The following is a 24,547-nucleotide window of genomic DNA, read 5'->3' as shown; positions in this document are numbered from 1 at the left end:
CATTGCCGGACGCTACGTAACATCGTGTAATTCGTGATGCAGGTCTCACCACCCCCGGACGGGGGTGTCCCGGAACGAAAGGGCTGACGCGTGACGGCTGACGGAGGCGAGGCGGTCGAGATGCGGTCCGCGCTGCTGCGGCTACGGCGCGGTACAGGGCTTCCGGTGGCCTTCGGGGGCCTGGTCGAGGGGCAGCGCCAGGTGCGGATCGGGGAGCTGACGGGCACGGGGACGCGTGCGCTGTGCGGCCTCGCGGTGTCCTCCGGGAACGGGCTCGGCGGCAAGGCGGTCGCGCTCTCGCGCCCCTGCGCGGTCACGGATTACCACGACTCGCGGCACATCAGCCACGAATACGACAGTGCCGTCGCCGCGGAGGGGCTGCGCTCGGTGCTCGCGGTGCCTGTGGTGGTGCGGCGCAGGGTGCGGGGCGTGCTGTACGGGGCCCTGCGCTCGGCCCAGCCGCTGGGCGACCGGACGCTGTCGGCGGCGGTGGCGGCGGCCCGGGACGTGGAGCAAGCCCTTGTCGTACGGGACGAGGTGCACGCGCTGATCGCGGCGGCGCGGGAGCCTCAGGCGGGCGCGGGGGCCGCCTGGGAGCAGGTCCGCGAGGCGCACGGCGCGCTGCGGGAACTGGCCCCGCGCATCGCCGACGCGGCCCTGCGGGCGGACATACTGGCGGTGTGCGGCCGCTTGGCCTCGGCCGCGACGGTGCCGCCCGCCCGGGAGCGCGCCGTCTCCCTGGCACCGCGCGAGGTGGACGTCCTCGCCTGCGTGGCCGGGGGCGCGACGAACGCGGCGACGGCGGAGCGGCTGGGACTGCGGCCGGAAACCGTGAAGGCGTATCTGCGTTCCGCCATGCGGAAGCTGGGGGCGCATACGCGGCTGGAGGCGGTGGTGGCGGCGCGGCGGGCGGGGGCGTTGCCGTGAGCCGATCGCAGGGTGACACCGAGGGCGGATTCCACCGACGCCGGGGTTGAATGGGCCCCTGGAGTCCTGGAGGGGGTGACGGGCATGGTGTCCACGGATCGGGTTCTTGCCTTCGCGGCCATGTCGCTGCTGGTGATCGTGATCCCGGGGCCGAGCGTCCTGTTCGTGATCGGGCGGGCCCTGGCCCACGGCAGGCGCACCGCCGTGGCGACGGCGCTCGGCAACCTCCTCGGGTCGTACGTCCTGGTCGTCGCGGTCGCCTTCGGCGTCGGATCGCTCGTCGAGCGGTCGGCGGCGGTCTTCATGGCGGTGAAGCTGGCGGGGGCCGCCTACCTGGTCTTCCTCGGCGTGCAGGCCTTCCGGCACCGCAGGGAGATGCGGGCCGAGTCCATGGGGACGGCGGCTTCCGGAGAGGTGCGTACCGACGTGCGCACGATCCTGGACGGCGCGCTCGTCGGCGTGACGAACCCGAAGGGCATCGTGTTCTTCGCGGCGGTGCTGCCCCAGTTCGTCGACCACTCGGCGGGGCATCTGCCCGCGCAGATGCTGGTCCTCGGGCTCGTCCCGATCAGCATCGGGCTGGTCACGGACACGCTGTGGGGGCTTACGGCGTCCGCGGCCCGCACCTGGTTCGCGCGCTCGGAGCGGCGCCTGTCGATGATCGGCGGGGCCGGTGGCGTCACGATGATCGGGCTGGGCGTGACGGTCGCGGCGACGGGCCGGGCGGACTAGGGCCCTTCTGACGGATCTCCGTGGGAGAAGGAGCGGCGTTCGGTGCGTGGCCTCGGCGTGCGGTGTGAAGGGTCATGTGGCGGAGCCACCTGTCCCTTTGCGCCGTGCGGCGAGGGTGCGTGCCGGGCGTCGCGACGCCACGGAGATCCGTCAGAAGGGCCCTAGTCCTGGGCCGGCGCTTCACCGCTCGATGACCGTCCCGAAGCGGATGTCGTACGTGGTCGTCGTAGCCCCCTGATACATCGGCCCGCTCAGCAGCCGCTCGGCCTCTTCGGTCAGTTCGTGCCGCTGCGCCTTGGTCAGGGTGCCGAACGGCTCGATGGTGAGGACGCCGTAACCCTTCGCTCCTTCCGCGCTCTTCCCTGCACCCTTTTCCGCCCCCTCCTCCACGCGCCACACGCCCGCCAGGAAACCGTCGACCAGGAAGACGCTGTAGGCGAAGTTGCCCTTCCAGGTGCGGCCCTTGTACTCGGCCGGGACGATCCGGGCGCGGTCCGCGTGGGACAGGAGGAGATTGTCGAACTCGGGCAGGAATCGCACCGGGGCAGGCGTGTCCGCGTCGGGGCGCGGCGCGTCGGGGAGGTCGAAGAGTTCGACGCCGTTCTCGTCGCGGAACGTAAGCAGTTGGGGCCGCAGCCGCTCGAAGGCCTCCCGCAGCCGCGTCAGCCCCGCCCAGGTCTGCATGTCCTTGACCGATGCGGGCCCGAAGGCGGCGAGGTAGCGCAGGACGGTGGCGTCGGGCGTGGGCACCGGCTCGCTCGGGCGGCCCAGCCAGTGCTCGGCGGTGGTGAGAGCGACCTGCCCGCTGCGCCGCCACAGGCCACGCGGGGTGACCTGGACCAGGGGTAGCGAGCAGCGGGCGGCGACGGCGAGCGCCTGCGGGTCGGCGTCGGGCCAGCGGGGCAGCAGGATCTCCCGCAGTTGCTTCATCGTCCGGGGCTCCTCCTCGACGGCGGCGCGGGCGAGCGAGGCGAGTTCCTCCAGGTCGACGCCGGCCAGGCCCTTGCGGAAGGCGTGCAGCTCGCGGTCGCGCGCGCCTTGCACCAGTGGGCGCAGGGTGAGGGCGTCGTCGGCGGTGTGCAGGTGGATGGTGGAGCGCATGGTGACGATGCGGACGAGATCGCGCGAGGCGAGGAGCGCGGACAGGTCCTCGGGTTCGAACCCCTCGATGCGGGCGGCGAGGGCGAAGTAGGGCGGCTTCACGTTCTGCGCCTGGAGGCCGAGGAGGTGCGTGACGGCGCCCTCGACGGAGAGGTCGGCCGAGCGGCGCAGGAGGAGTTGACGGTCGAGGGTGGCGCGGTTGAGGGCGCGCGTGCCGAGTACGGGGGCGGGGTCATTGCCGGCGGCTGCCTTCGACCGGGTGCCTGACGTCTTCGGGGCCCGCGGGGTACTGGGCGTACTCGGCGTGTTCGTCATGCACCGCACGTTAGCGGGGCTTGCGGACACCTTCGGTCCGCAAGCACACCGGACGAGGAAACCGCACGAGGAAACCGGACGAGGAAACCGTACGAGGAAAGAGGACAGGCCCGCGACTTTTGGGGCGTATATCCTGCTTCGAAGCCATCTAGACACACGTTCGACATCGGAGGCAGCCAGCATGGCGGAGCGCCGGCCCCGGCCCGCACCGATCGCGAAGAGGCACGGCTGGCGGTGGGCCGCCCCGGCCAAGGCCTCCTCGGCCGCAGGCAACGGGGGCGCCGCCGCCCCCGAGGCGGAGTCCACGCCACCATCCTCCTCCCCACCGGAACCCGCGAGCGTCGTACAGGCCGCGCTCTACCGTGACGGCGTACGCGTCGCGACGCCCGCAAGCCTGGCCGACACCTTCCGGGAGCTGCGCGAGCAGCAGGACGGCATGGCGTGGATCGGCCTCGCGCGCCCAACGGAGGGTGAACTCCTCTCCCTGGCCGCCGAGTTCGACCTGCACGAGCTGGCCGTCGAGGACGCCATGGAGGCCCACCAGCGGCCGAAGCTGGAGCGCTACGGCGAGACCCTCTTCGTCGTCCTGCGCGCGGCCCGTTACCTGGACGCACCGGAGGAGGTCGACTTCGGCGAGCTGCATGTGTTCGTGGGCCCCGACTTCGTCATCACGGTGCGCCATGGCGCCGCCCCGGACCTGACCGCCGTACGCCGCCGCATGGAGGAGAGCCCGGACCTCCTCAAGCTCGGCCCCGAGGCGGTCCTGTACGCGATCCTGGACGCGGTGGTCGACGGGTACGCCCCGGTCGTGGCCGGAGTCCAGAACGACATCGACGAGATCGAGACCGAGGTCTTCAGCGGCGACCCGGAGGTCTCGCGCCGTATCTACGAACTCTCCCGGGAAATGGTCGAGTTCCAGCGGGCGACCCGCCCCCTGGTGGCCATGCTGCACTCCTTGATGGCGGGCTTCGCGAAGTACCGCACCGACGAGGAACTCCAGCGCTATCTGCGTGACGTAGCCGACCACGTCACGCACACCAGCGAACGCGTCGACGGCTTCCGCCAGGCCCTGACCGAGATCCTGACGGTCAATTCCACCCTGGTCACCCAGCAGCAGAACGCGGAGATGCGGGCGCTGGCGGAGGCGGGCTTCGAACAGAACGAGGAGATCAAGAAGATCTCCTCCTGGGCCGCCATCCTCTTCGCCCCCACCCTCGTCGGAACGATCTACGGCATGAACTTCGACGAGATGCCCGAACTGCACTGGACGTTCGGCTACCCCTTCGCGATCGGCCTGATGGCCGTGGTCTGCGTCAGCCTGTACTTCATCTTCAAGCGCCGGGACTGGCTGTAGGCGGCCGTCCGCCCAGTGGCATGATCGGCATCCCGACCAGTACCCGCATCACCGATCCACCGCCTACCAAATCGGTCAGACACTTGATACCTATACCTTCGCGGACATCTCCGCGAATAAGCCGCAGAACCATCCTCTGGGCCACCGCGGCCACCGTGGCCCTGGCGTTCCTCGTGGCGCTGGAGATCGCCGCGCGTCGTTACGGTGGCGTGCCGGGGCCGATCACCAATCAGGTGCGGGAGGTGATCTTTCCGCCGAAGCCGGGGCCGCTGTACGGCGGGCTCGCGTTGATGATGGTGGTGCTCAGTTGGCGGCAGCGGTTCATCGCCGCCGGGTTCGCGGTCGGTGTCGATGTCGTCTTCGTGACGGTGCGGTGGGCCGTGGACGCCGACGTACCCGAGGGGCAGTTCTTCGGCAACGGGGCGTTGTGGGCGATGCTGGGGTGCGCGGTCTTCGCGTTCACGCGCCGTACCGGTGAGGATCGGGTGCTGCTGCTCAAGGGCGTCGGGCTCGGGCTGCTGCTCGTGGCCGGGCGTAAGACCGGTGACACCTGGCTGCTCATCACCTCGAAGACCCGCCCGGACGTGCTCGACCCCTATGTCGCGATGGCCGATCACGCGCTCGGCAACCCCTCGTGGCTCGCGGGGCGGCTGCTTGAGGCTTCCGGTCCTGTGAGCACCTATGTGCTCGACCTGGTCTACGCCCAGCTCGCCGTGGCGGCGGTCGCCGTCGCCCTGTACCAGCTGCGCAACGTGGCGGCCGAGCGCGCGTTTCCGCGCCACCATCTCGTGCGCACCTTCCTGCTGATCGGCCTCCTGGGACCTGCCTTCTACATGATCTTCCCGGTGGTCGGGCCGATCTTCGCCTACGGCCCCGGCACCTCCGGCACCGGCGGCGTGCAGTGGGCCGTGGCCGACCTGTGGCCGCACACCCTGCCGCCGGTCAGCCTCCCGCACCCGGTGACGTACGACGGGATCACCCCGCGCAACTGCATGCCGAGCCTGCACACGGCGTGGGCCACCGCGATCTTCATCCACTCCCGCAAGGGCCCGCGCCTGCTGCGGTACGCGGGAACGTTCTGGCTGGTCTGCACCCTCGGCGCGACGCTGGGCTTCGGTTACCACTACGGCGTGGACCTCGTCGCCGGTGTGGTGTTCGCGCTCACCGTCGAGGCGGGACTGCGCACCTTCGACCGCGGCTGGCACCGGTCGGGCGTCCGGCTGGTCGCCTACGGCACGGCTGTCTTCGCCGCGCTCCTGGTGTCGTACCGCTGGCTGCCGATGGAGATGGCCGCCCACCCGTGGGTGTTCGGCCCTCTCGTCATCCTGTCGATGCTCTCGGTCATCTACGGCTATGTACGGACCACCGGAGCATGGGAGCCGAAGCCGGCGCCGACACTCCGGCCGCCGGACCCACAGCCCGAGATGGTGTGAGTCATTTCAGCGGGCTGTCCTTTCGTAGGGCCGTGAAGAGCCTGGTCGACTTCTCGGCGTCCCACTTCAGTACGTTGCCCTTGGAAGTGGGGACGCCGAAGCCGGACACGGGCACGTTGAGCCGGGTGCCCTTGCCGCCCGAGACGCTCTGCACGGCGCGGAACATCTCGCCGAGGTCTTGCAGGCTCATGTCCTCGTCGACGATGAGCGTGTCGAGTCCGGCCCGCATCGCAGGCCCGATCTCCGTGGGGTCGAAGAGGGTGCCGGGCCGGGCGGCCTGGTGGGCGAGGGTGGACAGGAACTTCTGCTGGTTCTTGGACCGGCCCAGGTCGCCCTCCCTCTCCTGGTGGCGCTGGCGGACGAAGGCCAGGGCCTGCTTGCCGTCCAGGGTGTGACACCCCTTGCGCAGGTCGGCGCCCGACTTCTTGTCCTTGATGTCGCGGTCCAGGCACATGCGGACCCCGCCGATGGCGTCGACGATGTTCACGAACCCGGCGAAGCCGATCTCCGCGTAGTGGTCGATGCGCAGCCCGGTGTTCCGCTCGACGGTGTGCACCAGGAGTTCGGGGCCGCCGTAGGCGAAGGCGGCGTTCAGTTTGTCCCCCTCGGGCCGCTTCGTCTTGCCGGTCAGCGTGTCGAGGCGGCCCGGCACCGTGACCCAGGAGTCGCGCGGCAGGCTGACCATGCTGGTTCCGTTGGCGCCGGTGTGCAGCAGCATCATCGAGTCGGTGCGCCGCCCGCCGCCCCCGCCGGCGCGCAGGTCCTGCACGGCGTCCTCCGAGAGCCCGTCGCGGCTGTCCGAGCCCACGATGAGGTAGTTGGTGCCCTTGCCGGGTGCCGGGCGGTTGCCGTACTTGCCGAGGTCGACCTCGCGCTGGAGGCTCGTCTCGGCCCAGCCGTACGTGCCGCCCGCGGCGACGAGCGCGCCGGTCAGCAGGACGAGCACCGCCCGCCGCAGTCTCCTGCGCTTCTTCGGCTGCCGGGCGTGGGCGCGTCGCGGTCCGTAGTGCGAGCTGGGGCGCTCGGCGAAACGGAGGGGGTCTGTCATCGTCCACTCCCTTGCAGACTCGGCCGCGCCTCTTCCGGCGGCGATTCCGGCGGCGCTTCCACCAGGTACGGGTCGGCGGTGCCGGTCCGCTTCATGCTGTGCCACTTCAGGCGGGTGCCGAGCAGCGCCGTGGTGACGGAGTGGATGACCACCAGGTACATCAACTGCCGGTACACGAACTGCTGGAGGGGCAGCACCCACAGGACACGCAGCCGTTCGCGGTCGAGCCGCAGCGCGTACGCGGCGGTCACCAGCTGCACGGAAAGGAAGCCGAACCAGACGAGGGCCGCCTCCAGGGGATCGCGGAACAGCGCCCCGAACAGGGCGAACATGTCCACGACCGGTGCGCACAGCGGCAGCACGATCTGGAACAGCGTGACGTAGAGCATCACGCGACGGCCGAAGCGTCCGGCGGGGCCGACCTCCACCGCGGCGTGCCGGTGCTTCCACATCGACTGGAGGGTGCCGTAGCACCAGCGGTAGCGCTGGCGCCACAACTGCCGCACGCTGCTGGGGACTTCGGTCCAGGCGACGGCCGACTGCTCGTAGACGACGCGCCAGCCGGCCCGCCAGAGCGCCATCGTCAGGTCGGTGTCCTCGGCCAGGGTCTCGTCGCTGACTCCGCCGACGCCCATCAGCGCGTCCCTGCGGTACGCCCCAATCGCCCCCGGCACGGTCGGCATGCACTCGAGGACCTCGAACATCCGCCGGTCGAGGTTGAAGCCGAGCACGTACTCCAGGTGCTGCCATTTGCCGAGCAGGCGGCGCCTGTTGCCGACCTTGGTGTTGCCGCTGACCGCGCCGACCGCGGGGTGGGCGAGCGGCTGGACGAGCCGGGCTAGCGCCTCGGGTTCGAAGATGGTGTCCGCGTCGACCATCACGACGATGTCGTGCCGGGCGTGCGCGAGGCCGGTGTTGAGGGCGCTCGGCTTGCCGCCGTTGGGCTGCCGGATCACCGTCACCCGTGGGTCGTCGATCTCCTCGGCGATGTCGGCGGTGGCGTCGGTGGAGCCGTCGTCGATCACGATGACCTGGAAGTGCGGGTGCGTGGAGGCGAGCAGCGAGTACACGGTGGAGGCGATACCGGCCTCCTCGTTGTACGCGGGCACCAGCACCGTCACCGGGTCCCGCACCTCGCGAAGGCGTGGCGCGCCGGGCCGGAACCGGTGCAGCCTGCGTACGTGCAGCCGGGCGAACAGCGCGAACAGGAGCATGCGCAGGACGCCGAGTACGCCCGCGAGGGTCAGCGTCCACACCATCACGGTGAGGAAGGCCTTGCCGAGCCGCTGCGACCAGATGAGCCCCTGGCCCTCGATCTCCTTCGCGACCGGGACCCCTTGGGTGAAGGAGGGCCGGCCGAGGCCACCGCTGACGGTGGTGAACGACTTCACCCGGCGGTCCCGCAGCAGCTCCTCGGCCTCGCGGTAGCCGAGGTCGGTCTGGCTGTGCTGCGTCACCAGGCCTTTCCAGGGCTTGCGGTCCTTGCGGTCCGACGCGACGACCAGGTAACCCTGTTCGGCCGCGCGCCTGGCGGCCGGCCACTGGGGGCCGCAGAGCGTGTCCGCGGCCGTGGTGTGCGGCAGCCGCAGCAGGGTGGTGTTGACGCCGCCCGCGCCCGCGAGAGCGGTCTGGGTGAGCGACAGTTCGAGGCGGGCGCGCAGCGGCGATGCGACACCGAGGTCACCGCCGCTGTAGGTGTACGAGCCGACCTCGTGGCCCTCGCGCAGGATGCGCCGCATCAGTTCGGGGTGCTGTGCCGCGTCCTTGCCGTGGACGAAGAAGGTCGCCGGCGCGTGGTGGGCGCGCAGCAGGGCGAGCAGACGTGGCGTCCACACCGGGTCGGGACCGCCGTCGAAGGTGAGCGCGACGGTCCCCGGCGGCATGGCCTCGGTGGTGACCCCCTGCGGGCCGAACCGCAGCAGTGGTTTGCCGTCGTCCGCCTCGCGCGGGATCGGCCGGGTGCACGGCGGTTTGGTGCGCGCGGCGTCGACCTGGTGCGTCGTCCAGCCCTCGAAGAGGAGGGCGACGGCGACCACGAGGAGGACGAGCAGGAGGACGAGCCAGTGTCCGCGCGGCGGGCGGCGGACATCGGCGGCGCCCCGGCTCACTGCCTCGGGCCTCCGGCCGGCGGGTCGGATCTGGAGGAGCCCGCTGAGGTGTCCGCAGACGTGCCCGCGGGGGTGTCCGCGCCGGAGGACGCCGGTGCGTCCGTACTGGGCGGGTGCGTGCCGACGGGCTGCCAGAGTCCGCTGATCAGCGTGCCCGCGAACAGCAGGTACCCGAGGCACCCGCAGCCCACGAGCAGCCCGAGGCCCTGCAGGGTGCGTCTGCGCCACCCGGACCGGTCGATGAACACCGGGAGTTGCGGGGCGGCGGCCGGGGGACGCCGTGCGGCCTGAGGACGCGGTACGACCGGGGGACGCCGCGGAACCGGGGCGGCGGCGCCCGGCGGGTACGGCGCCTCGGACGGCCATCGCCCGTCATGCGGTGTGCTGGCTATGTGGGGGGTGCCCTGCACTGATGCTCCTGATCTGCGGCCGCGCACGCGCGACTCTTTGTGTGGGGGGGTGCGGGCCCGGGGGCCCGCCGTACTGCCCGTGGCTTCCCGGGTGGGGCCGGGGAAGGTCTCACGCAGCCCCCGACCCTACTCGGGCGGGCGGTGGCGGTCACGTGAGAAATGCCATGCCCGGCTCGCGCCCCTTGGGGGTACCGGGCTCCCATGGGCGACATTCTTGTGGGGACGTGTTCGTGGACCGATCCGGCACTCGTGCGCAGCGGGTGGTATCCGAAGGGGCGGCGCGACGCGGAGGGGCGGCTGCGGTACTACGCCGAGCGGTTTCCCGTCGTCGAGGTCGACTCGACGTACTACGCGCTGCCCGGCGAACGCAACAGCCACCTGTGGGCCGACCGCACGCCGGACACCTTCACGTTCGACGTGAAGGCCTTCTCGCTGCTCACCGGGCACCCCACACGCCCAGCGGCGCTACCCGGCGACCTGCGGGAAGGCGGGCAGGCCGACGCCCGGGACCCGGGTCTGCTCGACGAGGTGTGGAAGCGCTTCGCCGCCGGGATCGAGCCGCTGCGCCAGGCGGGCCGTCTGGGCAGCGTGCTGTTCCAGTTCCCGCCGTGGCTGCGGCCCGGCGAACGCGCCGCGGAGGTCCTCGCCCTGACCGCCCGGCGGACTCAAGGGTGGCCGGTGGCCGTCGAGTTCAGGCACCCCGACTGGTGGCGTGCGGAGCAGGCCGAGGCCACCAGGAGCCTGCTGGCCGGGCACGGCATGGCGGCGGTCGGCGTCGACATGAACCAGGCGCTGCCGTCCTCGCTGCCTCCCGGCGCGCCGGTGACCTCGCCCCGGCTGTCCGTCGTACGTTTCCACGGCCGCAGCACGGCTTGGGGGCAGGGCAGCAAGGAGGACCGCTTCCGGTACGCGTACGCCGACGACGAACTCGCCGAGTGGATACCCCGGTTGCGCGCTCTCGCCGAGCAGACCGAGCAGGTCCACGTCCTGTTCAACAACTGCTGCGCGGACGCCGCCGTGCGCGCCGCCGAGGCCATGGCGCGGCTGCTGGGACCGTCACTCGCCCCGCAGGTCCGGCGTACCTGAGCCGCCCGCCGCCCGGTCGGGCGCCGAGGCGCCCGAGGGCGTGGCGGCGGCCGTGAGGTGGTCGAAGGTGCAGGTGAGCCGCAGCAGGCGGTCCAGGCAGTCGGGGCGGTGGTTGAGCCGGAGGGTGACACCACTGGCGTCCGTGACGCGCCGGGCCATCAGCAGGGACGCCAGGACCATGGAGTCGACGAACGTCAACTCCCCCAGTTCCAGGTCGAGTCGGCTCACCGCGTGGCCTCCCGCGCGGGCCAGGTCGAGTTGTTCGGTGACGGTGGCGACGAGGCCGTCGGTCACCCCGTACTCCAGGCTGCCGCCGACGTGGACGGTCACGACGCCCTGCTGGAGCTCGGTGCGCAGGCCGAGGCGGGGCACGGGACGGTACGCGGGGCCTGTCATACGGTTTCTCCGGTTCTGGGGCACCCCTGCCGGGCGCCGAGGGCAGCGCGGGCGGTGTCGACGACGCGCGTGGCGCGCGGGAAGTCGGCCAGCCTGCGGCCCAGGACGTCCAGGGCCAGGAGGAGGCTGCGGGCGGGGACGTGCCGCGCGGTGAGGATGTCCGCCGTCCAGTCCAGGAACCGGGTGAAGAGGCCGTCGTCGTCCAGGTAGAGCGCCGTGGCCAGGTAGTCCACGATGTGCGCGATGTCCTCGGCGGTGTGCTGCCGCTGCCGCACCGTGTAGTGGGCCATCGGGGGGAAGAGCACCTCCAGTTCGCGGAGCACCTCCCTGACGAGTTCGCCCCGGCTGCGGGCGACCATCGAGTACTCCTGGTCGCTGAGGTGCGGCAGGTCGTCCACGGCCTGATGGAGCGTCACCTTGGGCCGCGCCAGGCCCTGTTCGAGCAGGTCGGCGGCGTCGCGCGCGTCGGCCGCCCACGCGTCGGCGCCGAGGGTTCTGGCGTGCCGCCCGTCCGGGCCGAAGGCCGCGCCGCCCACGAGCACCGGGGTCCCGACGGCCTGGCAGGCGGTGAGCGCGGCATGGGCGACCGGGAGGTTGGTCGGGATCGACGAGGAGAGCGCCACCACGTCGGGCACGTGGTGGTGCAGGTGCCGTACCAGGTGGGGGGTGGGGGTGTGGGCGCCGAGGAAGTCGACCTGCCAGCCGCGCAGGCGAAGCACCTCGGCGAGCAGCCGCGCGGGCAGGGCGTGCCACTCGCCGTCCACGCAGGCGACGGTGACGCGTCCGCGCCGCCGCGCGGTGTCCGGGAGCGGCAGACCGGCATCGGCCGTGAGGGTGATGACCCGGTCGTTGATGGCCGTCGCGGCGTGCTCCTGGGCCACGCTGATGCGGTTCGCCGCCCATTCCACGCCGACCCGCGCCTGTACGGGGGCGATGAGGTCGAGCAGGACGCTCTCGAACGCGCTGCCCGCCTCGACCGCGGCCCGCACCGTGCGGGTGGCCGCGAGTTCGTCGCCCTCGCGCACGTCGTCCCACAGTTGCGCGCGGGCGGATGCGAGCGGATCGGATACCTCGCCCATACCGGACACCACGTCAGGATCAGGCCCCTCGGTCAGATCAGGGGTGGCGGCGATCATCCGGTGTACCTGCCTCGGGTGTGTCCGTCCACGGCGCTGAGGTGCTGGTGGCGCGGTGCGGCTATCGCGACCACAGCCATGTCGTCGTGCGGTCCTCGGCCCACCCACTGCGAGGCCAGCATCTGCACGCGCTCCACGACGGCTTCGGCGACCATGCCGAAGCACTCCGAGAGCGCCAGCGACAGCCGTTCCTCACCGAACATCTCCGTTCCCAGCGGCCCTCCCCTGGCCTCGACGATGCCGTCGCTGAACATCAGACACACCTCACCCGGCTTGAGCCGGACCTGCGCGGTGCTGGACGTGACCCGCGGCAGGGCGCCGATCAGGGTGCCCCTCGTGTCGGCCTCGTCGACGCTGCCGTCGGCGCGGGCGATCAGCGGCGGCGGATGGCCGGCGCTGGTGATGCGCAGGTCGACGGAGTTGCCGCGGCGGGTCACGGAGGCCAGCGCCAGGGTGGCGAACCGGGTGTGCTCGGTCCGCAGCAGCGATTCGTTGAGCAGGCCGAGCAGTTGCTGGTGGTCGTGGGCCATGGGGCGCAGCGCCTGCACCGTGTTGCGGATCTTGCCGGTGAGAGCCGCCGCTTCCAGGCCCTTGCCGCAGACGTCGCCGAGGACGGCGAGCGTCTCGTCCTCCGGGGTCGGCCCGGCGTGTACGTCGTAGAAGTCGCCGCCGATGTGCTCTCCCGCGCCCGCGGCGATGTACCCCCCGGCGAACTCCACTCCGTGCACGGGACGCAGGTCGGGCGGCAGCAGTTCACGCATGAGCGTGCGGGAGATGGCGCTCTGTTCGGCGTAGAGCCGGGCGGCGGAGACCGCCGCGCCGGCGCGGGCGGCGAAGACCCGGGCGAAGACCTCCTCCGCCTCGCTGAACGCACTGCGCTCGGTGGACCTCAGCAGCATCAGGACGCCCGCCGGCACACCGTGGCCGGGCAGCGGGGTGATCAGCACCGAGCACACGGGGCCGGTGAAGTGGGCGGGCACGGCCCACGCCGGGAGCGTGGCGGGGTCGATCCACCGCGAGGGCACGGGCGGGAAGCCCTGCATCGCCTCGCTGAGGCCCGGCACCTCCGTGAGGTCGATCTCCACGGTGGAGTGGGTGACGTCCGCCGCCGGTCCGGTGCTGGTCATGGGGTGCACGTTGCCGCGGCCCGGCGCGATCACCGTCGCCGCGTCGCAGAGATGACCCGCCGCCATGGTGGCCGTCACCTCCATGCACCGCTCGACGTTGAGGGACGCCAGCAACTGCTGGGAGGCGTCGGCGAGCAGGGCCGTGCGTCTTCGTTCGGCGCGCAGGTCGTCCTCCGCCGTGCGCCGGTGCGTGTCCTCCGCCAGCCACCATGCCCAGTGCGTGGCGTCGAGGCGGGCGGGGCGGGCCTCGTAGCTCCGCTCGCCGATCTCACCGCGCACGACGTCCGGCACACCGTCATCGGCCGCCCGGGAGCTCTGTGCGGTCAGCCGGGTGTGCGCGTCGGCGAGCCATCGCGGGGCGGCCTCGCGCAGGGCCGTGCCGTCCGTCGCGGCCGGCAGGAGAAGCCGCACGGCCTCGTTCGTGGCCGCCACCCGGCCCGCGCCGTCGGCGACGACCACGGGGTGTGGCGCGGTGACCCAGGCGTCGGCCAGGACCGTCGGTACGACGCGCGTCTTCGTTTCCAGCTGTTCCGGTGCGTTCATGACGATGGGCACGCGATGCGAACCCCACCCCCCTTCCTGCGGGGATTCCACCCCATCCACGGCGATTTGCGGCACTTGGCCCTTGAGGCGCACGGGTACCACGCGTACGCCCGGCCAAACCGGGAACCCGGGATCGGTTGGGACCCCTTCAGTACAGGGGCAGCGTCACGGTGATGAGCTTGCCGCCGCCGCGCTCCAGCACGAGGTCGATCTCCGTGGCCAGTTCGCGGATGAGGGGCCACCCGTATCCGCCCGTTCCGCCCGTGCCCGTACCCGGGTGGGCGGTGTGCCGCTGCTGGGGCAGGTCCGTCGAGCGGTCGCCCACGGTCACCCGGAGCGTGTCGCCCGCCACGCCCACCTCGAACCGGGTGACGCCGCCGCCGTGCCGCAGCGCGTTGGTGAACAGCTCCGAGACCACGAGGAGGACGTCGGTCAGGGCGCGTTCGCGGACCGTGCCCTCGCCTCGGTCCGCGCGGTGCCGCAGGACACATCGCACGTATCCGCGCGCCGCGGCCGACGTGGGCGGCACGGACGAAGCAGCGGGGAACGACGCGGCGGCCGGCAGGGGTGCCGGACGCCCGTTCTCGCGGGGCCAGTCGGATGGTGCGTCGGGGCTCACACGCAGGACTCCTTCACCGGGCCGTGGACACCGCCGTACCGAGGCCTCGGCCGGCCCGCGTTTCTCCGAGACGTCTCTCACCTCGAACAGCCGGTTTACCACCTGCCGTCAGAGGTCGCACATTCTACGAACACGTACGTGTCCGGCGACACACTCCGTTCACTTCTCGGACCGCCGGGCGACGCACCAGCTGACGGCAAGTCTTCACGGCAAGATCACAGAGTGGATTCGTCATGCGTTACCCATGACAGAAAGGGATCCCTTCATGGCCAAGCCCCGCAGACCCCGCACCTCCCTCGCACTGCGTGCCCCGGCGCGCCCCGCCCTGGCCCGCGTCGCTCTCGTCGCGGCCCTCACGGCGGTGGCGGCGACCGCGCCGCTTGGCTCCGGCGCCGTCGCGGCCACGGCACTGCCCGCCGTCGAGCCGCGCGCCGAGACCGCCGCCCTGCACGACGACGACGCGGGCGGCAACGCCGACGCCGACGACCCGGCGATCTGGCGCAACCCCGCCGACCCGGGCCGCAGCCTGGTCGTCGCCACCGCCAAGCAGGGCGGTCTTCGCGTGTACGACCTCTCCGCGCGCGAGGTGCAGTCCATACCGGCGCCCGCGGCGCCCGGCCCCGACGACGCTCCCGGCCGCTTCAACAACGTCGACCTGGTGCACGGAATGCGGCTGCCGACGGGCCGCGCCGACCTCGCCGTGACGAGCGACCGCGGCAACGACCGGCTGCGTGTCTACCGCATCGACCGCGAGCGCCCCGGCGGCCCGCTCACCGACGTCACCGACCCCTCGGCGGCGCCCGTCTTCTCCTCCTCGCAGGAGGAGATAAACGAGCAGCGCACCGCGTACGGCCTCGCGACCTGGACCGACCCCTCCACGGGCCGCTCGTACGCACTGGTCAGCCAGCGGGAGCGGACCCGTGTCGCGCTCCTCGAACTGACCCCGAAGAGCGACGGCACGGTCGGCTACCGCAAGGTCCGCACCCTGGACCTGCCCGCGGACTTCCGCCTGCCGAACGGCACTTCATGGACGCCGTGCGGTGAGCCGGGTGAACTGCCGCAGGTGGAGGGCATGGTCGTGGACCCGGCCGACGGCACGCTCTACGCGGGCCAGGAGGACGTCGGCATCTGGCGGCTGCGCGCCGACCTCACCGGCAAGCCGCAACTGGTCGACAAGGTCCGTGAGTACGGTGTTCCCGCGACGTACGACCCCGCGACCGAGGAGTGCACCGCGGGCGCCGACCCCGGCTACGGCGGCAAGCGCCTCAAGGCCGACGTCGAGGGTCTGACACTCCTCGACGAGGGCGACGGCGACGGTTATCTGCTGGCCTCCAGCCAGGGCGACAACACCTTCGCCGCCTACGACCGTGAGGTCTTGGACCGCAACGAGTACGAGGGCGGCTTCCGCGTCACCGCCGCCTCCGCCACGCTCGACGGCTCCGAGGAATGTGACGGCGCCGCGGTCCTGAACAAGCCGCTCGGCGACCGGTACCCGCACGGGCTGCTCGTCGTGCAGGACGGCCATGACGCGCCCGAGGACGCCGAACGGCCGTCCACCGGCTTCAAGTTCGTGGATCTGGGCGACGTGCTCGACGCCGTCGACGACTGACACGGCCGGACCCTCGCCGGGGACGACCGGCGACGCGTGACCGCCAGGCCGGATATCGGTCTGGCGGTCATGTGGCGCCGGGCGTAGAGAGGAAAGTTCACGCCAGGAATCCCAGGGAGGCCGTCGTGGACAGGACCATCGGCAAGGGCACGTTCCGGGACGCGTTCAAGAACCAGGTCATCGCGGTCTCCGCACTGCCCGCGGGCGCCGGGCGGCGGCTCGCCGAGCGGGCCAACGCGGCGGCGGGCCCCGCCGATGCCTCGCTGCGGACGAAGGCCGAGTTCAGCGCGTTGTACGACCTGCTGCTCGCCGAGCAGGGCGACCTGGCCGGCGCCTCGGCCGACGGCAGTCTGGTGCTTCTCGACGCGGACGGACAGCTCACCGCGATCGGGCGGATCGTCGACGAGTACCTCAACTCGGCGGAGAACAAAGCGGAGTTCTTCGCTCAGGACATGTATCAGGTCAAGGTCACCGGCTGGCCGCCCGGCGTCCTGACGGCCGACGAGGTGATGGTGGCTCCGCAGGGCGCCCGGCTGACCCTGGCCAGGAGCGACGCCCCGGACGACACGCTGCTGGCGACACCCGCGTTCTCCATGGTCAACAGCGGCAACATGACCGCTCACGCGCCCAAGCGCTCCTGGAAGATCAACTTCGAGGTCGGCGAGAGCGAGGACCGGCTCTACGGCATGGAGCGCGTCAACCTCAAGGCGATGTACAACGACCCGTCGCAGATGCGCGAGGCCGTCGCCTGGCGGCTCCTGGAGCGCGCGGGCATCCCGGCGGCGCAGCACACGTACGCGACGTTCCACCTCAACGACCGCTACATGGGGCTGTACTCGGTCATCGAGCAGGTCGACAAGAAGTTCCTGAAGGACCACTTCGGCAAGAACGCGGAGGGCAACCTCTACAAGGCGTACTGCGGTGACATCGGCTGCGCGACCCTGGAGCACCGCCCCGGCACGGACGGCGCCGACAGCGGGCGGCGGTACTTCACCGCGGGGAGCCTGGAGGACGACCGCACGTACCGCCTGAAGACGAACGAGGACGATCCCTCCACCAACACCTACGACGACCTCGCCGCTCTCGTGCGGACCATCAACGGCGTGCAACTCGGGTCCGGGGAGGACCGGTTCGGCACCGACGCCTTCCGGGAAGCGGTCGAGCGGATACTGAACGTACCGGCCTTCCTGCGCTGGGCGGGGGCCAACGTCCTGCTCGGCAGCTGGGACAACTACTTCGCGACGCCGTCGAACTACTACCTCTACAACGCGGGCCGCCTCGGCGACCCGACGGGCTTCATGGTCCGCCCGTACTTCACGTTCATCCCCTGGGACTACGACAACAGCTCGGGCATCGACTTCTTCTCGACGCGGTGGCAGTACACGGACCTGCTCGACTGGCCTGCGATGACCCGCGACTACTGCCGGATCACGCACGCGCCGCACAAGGAGTCACGGATCCCGCTGTTCACCAACCTGCTGCGCCACCACGACTTCTGCCAGTACTACCTCGACCACCTCGAATACCTCCTGGACACGGAGTTCGGCCCCGAGCAGGTCGCGGCCCTGCTGGGTTCGGAGGGGTCCGGGCGTACCGACGGACTGTGGCAGCTCGTCGCGTCCGCCGCGTACGGCGAGTCCACGAGCCCGCACGGACAGCCCTTCACCGGGCGCCAGTTCACCAACGACGAGGTGTACCGCGCCGGCTACCGGCAGTGGGAGCTGAGCCGCGGCTCGCAGTTCACGTACGGGATCTTCCACTACACGCGCATGCGCTACGACCACGCACGGCAACAGCTCGCCGAGCTGCGCAAGACCTATCCCAACGGCGCCAGCGGGGCGACGTTCCCCGGCGCGATGGAGGTACTGCCCTCATGACCGCAACGAAGAAGTCGGCCAAGTCCGATCCCTCGCACGAGCTGCGGCTCGTGAAGGAAGCCAAGATCAAGGACCTGATCGGGGACGGCGCGGGCTCCCGCCTGGAGGCGAGCGGTGTCATCTACCGGGACGGCGCCTTCCTGATCGTCTGCGACAACCTGACCTCCCTCATCCGGGTCAGCAGCGAGCTGTCGCCCAAGGCGCCGGAGAACGGCGTGCTCAAGCCCGCCAAGGCGAAGAAGTCCGGGAAGGCCGGGGCGAACGAGGGGTACGAGGACCTCACCCACGACGAGCGGCGCGACCACTACTTCACGCTGAGCGAGGCCGAGCCGGTGAAGCCCAAGGGCTTCCGCGCCCGCGTCCACGAGTTCGACGACAAGCTGCGTCCGTGCGGCTCGACGCTGCTCGACTTCGACGTGGCGGACGCCAACAAGGGCATGGAGGGCCTCGAGTGGGTGGAGCGCTCGGGCGCGGCCCACCTCCTGGCGCTGTGCGAGGGCAACCGGTGCGCGGGCGGCAAGAAGGGCAGGACGCCGGGCGGCGGGCGCATCCAGGTCTTCCGGCAGGGCGGCAAGCGCTGGATACACACGGCCACGGTCCGGCTGCCCGAGTCACTGTTCTTCGAGGACTACAGCAGCGTGTCCGTGCGCGACGGGCGGATCGCCGTCCTGTCGCAGGCGTCGTCGGCGCTGTGGGTGGGCCGCATCTCCATGAAGAAGTGGGAGGTCGACGAAGGCACCGTCTACCGCCTCCCCGCCGACGCCAAGGGCCGGACGGTCTACGGCAACGCGGAGGGCGTGTCCTGGGTCTCGGCCGACTACGTGGTCATCGTGTCGGACCGGGCCAAGAAGGGCGCGGCGAACGAGCGGTACCGGGCGAAGGACCAGTCGATCCACCTGTTCCTGATCCCCAACCACCACTCCTGAGCTATTCGGCGGCCCACATTCCGCGCACATGACCGAGGTGGCGGGTCATCACCGCGCGTACGGCGGCCTCGTCGCGGGCGAGCAGCGCGTCGAGGATCTCCAGGTGCTCCTCCGCCGACGCCTGGAGGCGGCCCGCGTCGACGAGCGCCTGGAGTCCGTACAGGCGGGAGCGCTTGCGCAGGTCGCCGACGACCTCGACCAGGTGGTCGTTCCCGGAGAGTGCGAGCAGACCGAGGTGGAAGTGGATGTCGGCCTCGACGTACGCGATGAGGTCGCCGTCCGCCGCCGCGGTGACGATCGCCTGCGCGGTGGGGCGCAGGGCTTCGAGGTCGGCGGGGTCCGCCGAGGTGGCGAGCTCCGCCGTGGTGGGGATCTCGATCAGCGCGCGGATGTGCTTGTACTCGTCGAGCTGCTTCTCGGAGACGGCGGTGACCCGGAAGCCCTTGTTCGGCACCGTGTCGACGAGCCCCTCCTTGGCGAGGTCGAGCATGGCCTCGCGGACCGGGGTCGCGGAGACACCGAAGCGCACGGCCAGGGTGGGCGCCGAGTAGACCTCGCCCGCGCGCAGCTCCCCCGCGATGAGCGCGGCGCGCAGCGCGTCCGCGACCCGTTCGCGGTAGCTGCTGCGCGTGCCGCCCAGGCTGGGCAGGGCGGCGGGGGCGGCGGACGGGGCGGGGTTGCGCCGGGCGGCCATGGGGACGGTTCCTCCTGGGTGCACTGTCAGGGTGCAATGTCACGTTCTATGAAGGGCCATTATCCCGTCCGGCTAGAGCACGAAGCCCGCGGGGAAGGGGTCGTCCGGGTCGAGGAGGTACTGCGCGGTGCCGGTCACCCAGGCGCGGCCGGTGAAGCTGGGCAGGACCGCGGGGATGCCCGCGACCTCGGTGGTCCCCAGGAGCCGCCCGCTGAAGCGCGTGCCGATGAACGACTCGTTGACGAACTCCGTCTCCAGCGGGAGCTCTCCGCGTGCGTGCAGCTGGGCCATGCGCGCACTGGTCCCCGTGCCGCAGGGTGAGCGGTCGAACCAGCCGGGGTGGATGGCCATCGCGTGCCGGGAGTACCGGGCGGTGGCGCCGGGCGCGTACAGATGGACGTGGTGACAGCCGCGGATGGACGGGTCCTCGGGGTGCACCGGCTCGTCCTCGGCGTTGATCGCCTCCATCAGCGAGAGGCCCGCGGCGAGGATGTCGTCCTTGCGGCCGCGCTCGAAGGGCAGGCCGAACTGGTCCAGGGGCAGGATCGCGTAGAAGTTGCCGCCGTAGGCCAGGTCGTAGGTCACCGAACGGCCGTCGGGCAGGGTGATCTTGCGGTCGAGTCCGACGGCGAAGGACGGCACGTTCTGGAGCGTGACGGCCTTCGCCACGCCGTCCTCGACGGCGACCTCGGCGACGACGAGGCCCGCCGGGGTGTCCAGGCGGATCGTGGTGACCGGCTCGACGACCTCGACCATGCCGGTCTCGACGAGGACGGTGGCGACGCCGATGGTGCCGTGCCCGCACATCGGCAGATAGCCGGAGACCTCGATGTAGATCACGCCGTAGTCGCAGTCGGGCCGGGTGGGCGGCTGGAGGATCGCGCCGCTCATGGCCGCGTGACCGCGGGGTTCGTTCATCAGGAGCTGCTTGATGTCGTCGCGGTGCTCGCGGAAGTGGAGCCTGCGTTCGTTCATCGTCGCGCCGGGTACGGTGCCGATGCCGCCGGTGATCACCCGTGTCGGCATGCCCTCGGTGTGCGAGTCGACCGCGTGCAGGACGAGTTTGCTGCGCATGGCGGAGCCCTTTCGTAGGTGGCCGTGCGGAGGCGTCAGGCGAGCCCGGCGGCGGCCGTCCGCTCGGTGGCGGCGCGCACCGCCTTCTCCTGGTCGGGAAGCAGCGGCACCCGCGGCGGACGGCAGGGGCCGCCGTGCCGTCCGACGATGTCCATGGACAACTTGATGGCTTGCACGAACTCGGGCCTGGAGTCCCAGCGCAGCAGGGGGTGCAGTTCTCGGTACAGCTCCTTCGCCGTGGTCAGCTCTCCGGTCACGGCGGCACGGTAGAGCTCGACGCAGGCGGCGGGCAGCGCGTTCGGGTAGCCCGCGACCCAGCCCTTGGCGCCCGCGAGGGCGAGTTCGAGCAGGACGTCGTCGGCGCCGATCAACAGGTCGAGTTCCGGGGCGAGTTCGGCGATGCGGTAGGCGCGGCGTACGTCGCCGGAGAACTCCTTGACGGCGTGTATGTACCCCTCGCCGTGCAGCTTCGCTAGGAGTTCGGGCTGCAGGTCGACCTTGGTGTCGATGGGGTTGTTGTACGCGACGACGGGGAGACCCGCCTTCGCGACCTCCTCGTAGTGGGCGAGCACGGAGCGCTCGTCGGCGCGGTAGGCGTTCGGCGGGAGCAGCATCACCGAGGCGCAGCCCGCGTCTTTGGCCTGCTCGGCCCAGCGGCGGGCCTCGGCGGAGCCGTAGGCGGCGACGCCGGGCATCACGCGCCGCCCGCCGACGGCCGCGACGGCGGTCTGAACGACCTTGGCGCGCTCCTCCGGGGTGAGCACCTGGTACTCGCCGAGCGATCCGTTGGGCACGACACCGTCGCAGCCGTTCTCGACGAGCCAGGCGCAGTGCTCGGCGTAGCTGCCGTGGTCGACGGAGAGGTCGTCGTTCAGGGGCAGGGCGGTGGCGACGAGAACGCCGTGCCAGGGGCGGGGGCTGTCTGCGGACACGTTCATGAGCGAGGTCCCTTCGTTGCGGTGCGGGGCTGGGTCCTAGGAGGAGGTCTGCTCGTCTTCGTCGGGGGCCTGCGCGAGCACGCCGAGCGGTACCGGTCTGGCGAACGGCCGCCGCGCGGACCGCTCCTCGCAGCCCGCGAGCCCGGCGACGGCCGCCGCGCACATGCGGCCCTGACACCAGCCCATGCCGGCCCGGGTCAGGAGTTTCACGGTCCGCGCGTCGGTGGCCCCGAGTTCCTCGACGGCCTCGCGGACCGCCGACGCGGGGACCTCCTCGCAGCGGCAGACGAGGGTGTCGTCGCGCAATCGCTCGGCCCAGTGCGCGGGCGGTTCGTACACGGCTTTGATCGCGGCGGCGAACTCGCGTGCTTTCGTACGTGCCTTGGCTGCGGCGGCCCATGCGCGGGGGTCAGGTGCGCTGCCCCGGAGCCGGGCGGCGGCCGAGCGTCCGGCGATGTGTCCCTCGGCGAGGGAGAGGGCCGCGCCGCCGGTGCCTGTCGCCTCCCCGGCGGCCCAGACGCCGGGGACGTCGGTGCGCTGCTCGGCGTCGACGGCGACGTTCACGCCGTCGATACGGCAGCCGAGGCCCTCGGCGAGATCGGTGTGCGGCAGCATGCCGTGGCCGACGGCGAGGGTGTCGCACGCGATACGCCGCTCGGTGCCGGGGCGCACCCGCCCCGCCGCGTCGAGCGCGGCGACGGTGACCGCCTCCAGCGCGTTCTTGCCGTGCGCTTCGACGACTGTGTGGCCGGTGGTCAACGGCACGCGGTGGCCCAGGAGTTGGGCGGCGTACCGGGCACCCTCGGCGAGCTTGTCCGGGTGGGCGGCGAGGGTGGCCGCGTGCCGTGCGACGGCCTTGGGGCCCGCGGATTCGACCAGGGCGGCCACCTCGGCGCCGGCTGCCGCCAGGCCGGCGGCGACGGGCATGAGCAGCGGGCCCGTTCCGGCCACGACGACGGTACGGCCCGGGAGGACGAGCCCTCCCTTGAGCATGGCCTGCGCGCCGCCGGCGGTGAGCACGCCGGGCAGGGTCCAGCCGGGGAACGGCAGGACTTTCTCGTATCCCCCGGTCGCGAGGAGTACGGCGTCGGCGGGCACCGACACGGACTCCTCCTGCTCGGGGCCGAGGAGGGCGTGCACGGCGAAGCCGCCGTCTCCCTCTACGCGCTCCACGAACCAGACATGATGTTCCGTCAGGTGTGTGATGCGGCCTGCCTCGATCTGCCGCGCGAGTCCGTCCCGCAGTCGCTCCCAGGTACGCCACTGGTGGTGCAGGGCCTGCGGGCGGCGTGCGCGGAGCGCGGATGCTGGCCGGCGGTAGAACTGTCCGCCAGCCTGCGGGGCGGAGTCGAGCACCGTGACCCGTACGTCCCGCTGCGCGGCGGCCAGTGCTGCGGCGAGGCCTGCGGGGCCTGCGCCGATCACCGCCAGCGTGCGGGGCGGCTTGGCCTCCGGCGTCACCGTTCTGCTCCCGGCATCCGCCCGCTGCCGAACGGGCCTTTCCCGCCCGCCCACCCGTAACCCCGCATCCCGCCCTGGACGAACAAGCCTTCCCGCCCACCCACCCGATTGCCCCGCAGCGACCAGCCGATCCTTGTGCCGCCGTCACGCAACGTCCTCAGCTCCACTCCTGATCACATCCCCCGGCGCCGCCGGCACCAGGCAAGCCCGCTGGTTCGTCCGCCCGTTGACGGTCACCAGGCAGTCGAAGCAGACGCCGATCCCGCAGAAGACGCCCCTCGGCTCACCCTCTCCCCGCGTCGTGCGCCACGCCGTGATGCCCGCCGACCAGAGCGCCGCGGCCACCGTCTGGCCCGGCAGGGCCGGGATCTCGCGGCCGTCGAACGTGACGGTGTGCGGTGGGCCCGGGCGGGCGCGGACCAGGTTCAGGGGGGTGCGTTTGCTCATGACGCCTCCTCGGGCGGGCAGTCGGCGAAACGGTCGGGGAGGAAGGGGGTCAGGTTCAGGTCCGGTGGCGCGCCGCTCAGCACCTGGGCGATCAAGTGGCCCGTACCCGCGGCGAGTCCGATCCCCGCGCCCTCGTGACCGCAGGCGTGGATCAGCCCCGGCACCCGGGCGTCGGGCCCGATGGCGGGGAGGTGGTCCGGCATGTAGGGGCGGAAGCCGACGTACGCGCGCATGGCCCGGACGTCGGCGAGGAACGGGAAGAGCCGCGTCGCCCCCGCCGCCAGGGCCCGCATGACCGGCAGCGAGAAGCTCCGGTCGAAGCCGACCCGCTCGCGGCTCGCGCCGATCAGGATCGGCCCCGCCGCCGTGCCCTCGACCACGGGTGACGTCTGCAGCGCGGCGGACCCGCTGGCCACGTCCGCCACATAGTCGGCGGCGTACACCTTGTGCCGGACCCTGCGCGGCAGTGGCTCGGTGACCAGGACGAAGCCGCGCCTCGGCAGCACGGGCAGGGTGACCCCGGCGAGGGCGGCAAGCTCGCCGCCCCAGGTGCCCGCCGCGTTCACGACGTACGGGGCGTGGATCTCGCCCCGGTCGGTGCGGACCCCGCGCACCTCGCCGCCCGCGGTCCGCAGTACGGCGGTCACCGCCCACCCCGTGCGCAGTTCGGCGCCCAACCCCCTTGCCAGGCGCACCAGTTGGGCCGCCGCGAGCGACGGCATCACCTGGGCGTCCTGCGGGTAGTGGACGCCGCCCGCCGTCCCGGGAGCGAGGTGCGGTTCCAGGTCGTGCAGTTCGTCGGCCGTGACGGTCCGGGCGTCGACCCCGGCCGCGCGCTGCCCCATGGCGAACTCCCCCAGCGCCGCGAGCCCTTGGCCGCTGGACGCGACGACCACGCCGCCCTTGGCCTCGTACTCGATGCTCGCGCCGACACCTGGTTGTGCCGCGAGCTCCGTCCACAATCGGCCCGACAGCAGGGCGAGTTCGAGTTCGGGGCCGGGTTCCTTGTCGGAGACGAGGATGTTTCCCTCGCCTGAGCCGGTCGTGCCGCCGGCCACCGGGCCGCGGTCCACCAGGACGACGGAGAGTCCGGCGCGCGCCGCGTACAGGGCACAGGCGGCGCCCACCATCCCGGCGCCGACCACCACAACATCGCAGGTCAGCCGCTTTGTCACGCCAGTACTAT

The 24,547-nt window shown here is 71.8% G+C and carries 22 protein-coding genes; 8 read left to right on the top strand and 14 right to left on the bottom strand.

Features of this window, described 5'->3' with window-relative positions; translation table 11 throughout:
* Positions 1–90 precede the first annotated feature (90 nt).
* Together ACWFRU_RS09895 and ACWFRU_RS09890 are read left to right on the top strand one after the other, a co-directional pair.
* Positions 91–927: a helix-turn-helix transcriptional regulator gene (locus tag ACWFRU_RS09895; RefSeq protein WP_453685603.1), complete on the top strand. Its 837-nt coding sequence runs from the start codon at positions 91–93 to the stop codon at positions 925–927.
* An 84-nt stretch (positions 928–1,011) separates the two neighbouring features.
* Positions 1,012–1,659 carry a LysE family translocator gene (locus ACWFRU_RS09890; RefSeq protein WP_453685602.1) on the top strand — a complete coding sequence of 216 codons (648 nt, stop codon included), beginning with the start codon at positions 1,012–1,014 and terminating at the stop codon, positions 1,657–1,659.
* 180 nt (positions 1,660–1,839) lie between these two features.
* On the opposite strand, the gene ACWFRU_RS09885 is transcribed toward ACWFRU_RS09890, so the two are convergent.
* Positions 1,840–3,075 (bottom strand): winged helix DNA-binding domain-containing protein, encoded by a 1,236-nt coding sequence (locus ACWFRU_RS09885; RefSeq protein ID WP_453685601.1) that lies wholly within the window; start codon positions 3,073–3,075, stop codon positions 1,840–1,842.
* Positions 3,076–3,256: 181 nt separating this feature from the next.
* On the opposite strand from ACWFRU_RS09885, the gene ACWFRU_RS09880 reads away from it, so the two are divergent.
* A complete protein-coding gene (locus ACWFRU_RS09880; protein WP_453685600.1) occupies positions 3,257–4,429 on the top strand; it encodes a magnesium and cobalt transport protein CorA in 1,173 nt (390 codons plus the stop codon).
* Positions 4,430–4,560: 131 nt separating this feature from the next.
* Positions 4,561–5,862, top strand: a complete 1,302-nt coding sequence (locus ACWFRU_RS09875) for a phosphatase PAP2 family protein (RefSeq protein WP_453685875.1) — start codon at positions 4,561–4,563, stop codon at positions 5,860–5,862.
* Between the two features lies 1 nt (position 5,863).
* On the opposite strand, the gene ACWFRU_RS09870 is transcribed toward ACWFRU_RS09875, so the two are convergent.
* Genes ACWFRU_RS09870 through ACWFRU_RS09860 form a run of 3 tightly spaced genes read right to left on the bottom strand, consistent with a single transcriptional unit; the run spans position 5,864 to position 9,428 of the window.
* Positions 5,864–6,910: an LCP family protein gene (locus ACWFRU_RS09870; protein WP_453685599.1), complete on the bottom strand. Its 1,047-nt coding sequence runs from the start codon at positions 6,908–6,910 to the stop codon at positions 5,864–5,866.
* Positions 6,907–9,018 (bottom strand): bifunctional polysaccharide deacetylase/glycosyltransferase family 2 protein, encoded by a 2,112-nt coding sequence (locus ACWFRU_RS09865; protein ID WP_453685598.1) that lies wholly within the window; start codon positions 9,016–9,018, stop codon positions 6,907–6,909. Before ACWFRU_RS09865 ends, ACWFRU_RS09870 begins: the two co-directional genes overlap by 4 nt.
* The gene (locus ACWFRU_RS09860; RefSeq protein WP_453685597.1) at positions 9,015–9,428 is read right to left on the bottom strand and encodes a hypothetical protein; all 414 of its coding nucleotides are present in this window, start codon (positions 9,426–9,428) and stop codon (positions 9,015–9,017) included. The genes ACWFRU_RS09865 and ACWFRU_RS09860 overlap by 4 nt, the downstream gene beginning before the upstream one ends.
* Before the next feature lie 201 nt (positions 9,429–9,629).
* Between ACWFRU_RS09860 and ACWFRU_RS09855 the strand changes: the two genes are divergently transcribed.
* Positions 9,630–10,514, top strand: coding sequence for a DUF72 domain-containing protein (locus ACWFRU_RS09855; protein WP_453685596.1), 885 nt, complete (start codon positions 9,630–9,632; stop codon positions 10,512–10,514).
* On the opposite strand, the gene ACWFRU_RS09850 is transcribed toward ACWFRU_RS09855, so the two are convergent.
* The 4 genes from ACWFRU_RS09850 to ACWFRU_RS09835 all read right to left on the bottom strand — a co-directional run bounded on the left by ACWFRU_RS09850 (position 10,485) and on the right by ACWFRU_RS09835 (position 14,335).
* Complete coding sequence (locus ACWFRU_RS09850) at positions 10,485–10,910, bottom strand: STAS domain-containing protein (RefSeq protein WP_453685595.1); 426 nt, start codon at positions 10,908–10,910, stop codon at positions 10,485–10,487. The two genes, ACWFRU_RS09855 and ACWFRU_RS09850, sit on opposite strands and share 30 nt — an antisense overlap.
* Positions 10,907–11,989, bottom strand: a complete 1,083-nt coding sequence (locus ACWFRU_RS09845) for a cobalamin B12-binding domain-containing protein (protein ID WP_453685874.1) — start codon at positions 11,987–11,989, stop codon at positions 10,907–10,909. The genes ACWFRU_RS09850 and ACWFRU_RS09845 overlap by 4 nt, the downstream gene beginning before the upstream one ends.
* Positions 11,990–12,042: 53 nt before the next feature.
* The gene (locus ACWFRU_RS09840) at positions 12,043–13,716 is read right to left on the bottom strand and encodes a PP2C family protein-serine/threonine phosphatase (protein WP_453685873.1); all 1,674 of its coding nucleotides are present in this window, start codon (positions 13,714–13,716) and stop codon (positions 12,043–12,045) included.
* A 148-nt stretch (positions 13,717–13,864) separates the two neighbouring features.
* Positions 13,865–14,335 (bottom strand): ATP-binding protein, encoded by a 471-nt coding sequence (locus ACWFRU_RS09835; RefSeq protein ID WP_453685594.1) that lies wholly within the window; start codon positions 14,333–14,335, stop codon positions 13,865–13,867.
* 265 nt (positions 14,336–14,600) lie between these two features.
* On the opposite strand from ACWFRU_RS09835, the gene ACWFRU_RS09830 reads away from it, so the two are divergent.
* The 3 genes from ACWFRU_RS09830 (at position 14,601) to ACWFRU_RS09820 (ending at position 18,747) form a co-directional block, all read left to right on the top strand.
* Complete coding sequence (locus ACWFRU_RS09830) at positions 14,601–15,944, top strand: phytase (protein WP_453685593.1); 1,344 nt, start codon at positions 14,601–14,603, stop codon at positions 15,942–15,944.
* Positions 15,945–16,069: 125 nt separating this feature from the next.
* Entirely contained in the window at positions 16,070–17,821 is a 1,752-nt protein-coding gene (locus ACWFRU_RS09825) for a CotH kinase family protein (protein ID WP_453685592.1), read from the top strand.
* Positions 17,818–18,747: a hypothetical protein gene (locus ACWFRU_RS09820; protein ID WP_453685591.1), complete on the top strand. Its 930-nt coding sequence runs from the start codon at positions 17,818–17,820 to the stop codon at positions 18,745–18,747. The genes ACWFRU_RS09825 and ACWFRU_RS09820 overlap by 4 nt, the downstream gene beginning before the upstream one ends.
* Position 18,748: 1 nt before the next feature.
* On the opposite strand, the gene ACWFRU_RS09815 is transcribed toward ACWFRU_RS09820, so the two are convergent.
* The 6 genes from ACWFRU_RS09815 to ACWFRU_RS09790 all read right to left on the bottom strand — a co-directional run bounded on the left by ACWFRU_RS09815 (position 18,749) and on the right by ACWFRU_RS09790 (position 24,536).
* Complete coding sequence (locus tag ACWFRU_RS09815; RefSeq protein ID WP_453685590.1) at positions 18,749–19,441, bottom strand: GntR family transcriptional regulator; 693 nt, start codon at positions 19,439–19,441, stop codon at positions 18,749–18,751.
* A 72-nt stretch (positions 19,442–19,513) separates the two neighbouring features.
* Positions 19,514–20,515, bottom strand: a complete 1,002-nt coding sequence (locus ACWFRU_RS09810; protein WP_453685589.1) for a proline racemase family protein — start codon at positions 20,513–20,515, stop codon at positions 19,514–19,516.
* A gap of 35 nt (positions 20,516–20,550) precedes the next feature.
* Positions 20,551–21,453 (bottom strand): dihydrodipicolinate synthase family protein, encoded by a 903-nt coding sequence (locus tag ACWFRU_RS09805; RefSeq protein ID WP_453685588.1) that lies wholly within the window; start codon positions 21,451–21,453, stop codon positions 20,551–20,553.
* Between the two features lie 36 nt (positions 21,454–21,489).
* A complete protein-coding gene (locus ACWFRU_RS09800) occupies positions 21,490–22,914 on the bottom strand; it encodes an FAD-dependent oxidoreductase (RefSeq protein WP_453685587.1) in 1,425 nt (474 codons plus the stop codon).
* Between the two features lie 144 nt (positions 22,915–23,058).
* Positions 23,059–23,361: a (2Fe-2S)-binding protein gene (locus tag ACWFRU_RS09795; protein WP_453685586.1), complete on the bottom strand. Its 303-nt coding sequence runs from the start codon at positions 23,359–23,361 to the stop codon at positions 23,059–23,061.
* Positions 23,358–24,536 (bottom strand): NAD(P)/FAD-dependent oxidoreductase, encoded by a 1,179-nt coding sequence (locus ACWFRU_RS09790; protein ID WP_453685585.1) that lies wholly within the window; start codon positions 24,534–24,536, stop codon positions 23,358–23,360. Before ACWFRU_RS09790 ends, ACWFRU_RS09795 begins: the two co-directional genes overlap by 4 nt.
* Positions 24,537–24,547 lie beyond the last annotated feature (11 nt).

The sequence above is a fragment of the Streptomyces sp. NPDC055099 genome (assembly GCF_053607685.1).
This window is presented reverse-complemented; position numbering and strand designations above follow the sequence as displayed.

What these genes read in the sequence shown, in the direction of transcription:
- ACWFRU_RS09890 (WP_453685602.1), top strand. Translation starts at nt 1,012, where the DNA reads ATGGTGTCCACGGATCGGGTTCTTGCCTTCGCGGCCATGTCGCTGCTG.
- ACWFRU_RS09885 (WP_453685601.1), bottom strand. Translation starts at nt 3,075, where the DNA reads ATGACGAACACGCCGAGTACGCCCAGTACCCCGCGGGCCCCGAAGACG.
- ACWFRU_RS09880 (WP_453685600.1), top strand. Translation starts at nt 3,257, where the DNA reads ATGGCGGAGCGCCGGCCCCGGCCCGCACCGATCGCGAAGAGGCACGGC.
- ACWFRU_RS09870 (WP_453685599.1), bottom strand. Translation starts at nt 6,910, where the DNA reads ATGACAGACCCCCTCCGTTTCGCCGAGCGCCCCAGCTCGCACTACGGA.
- ACWFRU_RS09855 (WP_453685596.1), top strand. Translation starts at nt 9,630, where the DNA reads ATGGGCGACATTCTTGTGGGGACGTGTTCGTGGACCGATCCGGCACTC.
- ACWFRU_RS09850 (WP_453685595.1), bottom strand. Translation starts at nt 10,910, where the DNA reads ATGACAGGCCCCGCGTACCGTCCCGTGCCCCGCCTCGGCCTGCGCACC.
- ACWFRU_RS09845 (WP_453685874.1), bottom strand. Translation starts at nt 11,989, where the DNA reads ATGGGCGAGGTATCCGATCCGCTCGCATCCGCCCGCGCGCAACTGTGG.
- ACWFRU_RS09840 (WP_453685873.1), bottom strand. Translation starts at nt 13,716, where the DNA reads ATGAACGCACCGGAACAGCTGGAAACGAAGACGCGCGTCGTACCGACG.
- ACWFRU_RS09830 (WP_453685593.1), top strand. Translation starts at nt 14,601, where the DNA reads ATGGCCAAGCCCCGCAGACCCCGCACCTCCCTCGCACTGCGTGCCCCG.
- ACWFRU_RS09820 (WP_453685591.1), top strand. Translation starts at nt 17,818, where the DNA reads ATGACCGCAACGAAGAAGTCGGCCAAGTCCGATCCCTCGCACGAGCTG.
- ACWFRU_RS09815 (WP_453685590.1), bottom strand. Translation starts at nt 19,441, where the DNA reads ATGGCCGCCCGGCGCAACCCCGCCCCGTCCGCCGCCCCCGCCGCCCTG.
- ACWFRU_RS09810 (WP_453685589.1), bottom strand. Translation starts at nt 20,515, where the DNA reads ATGCGCAGCAAACTCGTCCTGCACGCGGTCGACTCGCACACCGAGGGC.
- ACWFRU_RS09805 (WP_453685588.1), bottom strand. Translation starts at nt 21,453, where the DNA reads ATGAACGTGTCCGCAGACAGCCCCCGCCCCTGGCACGGCGTTCTCGTC.
- ACWFRU_RS09795 (WP_453685586.1), bottom strand. Translation starts at nt 23,361, where the DNA reads ATGAGCAAACGCACCCCCCTGAACCTGGTCCGCGCCCGCCCGGGCCCA.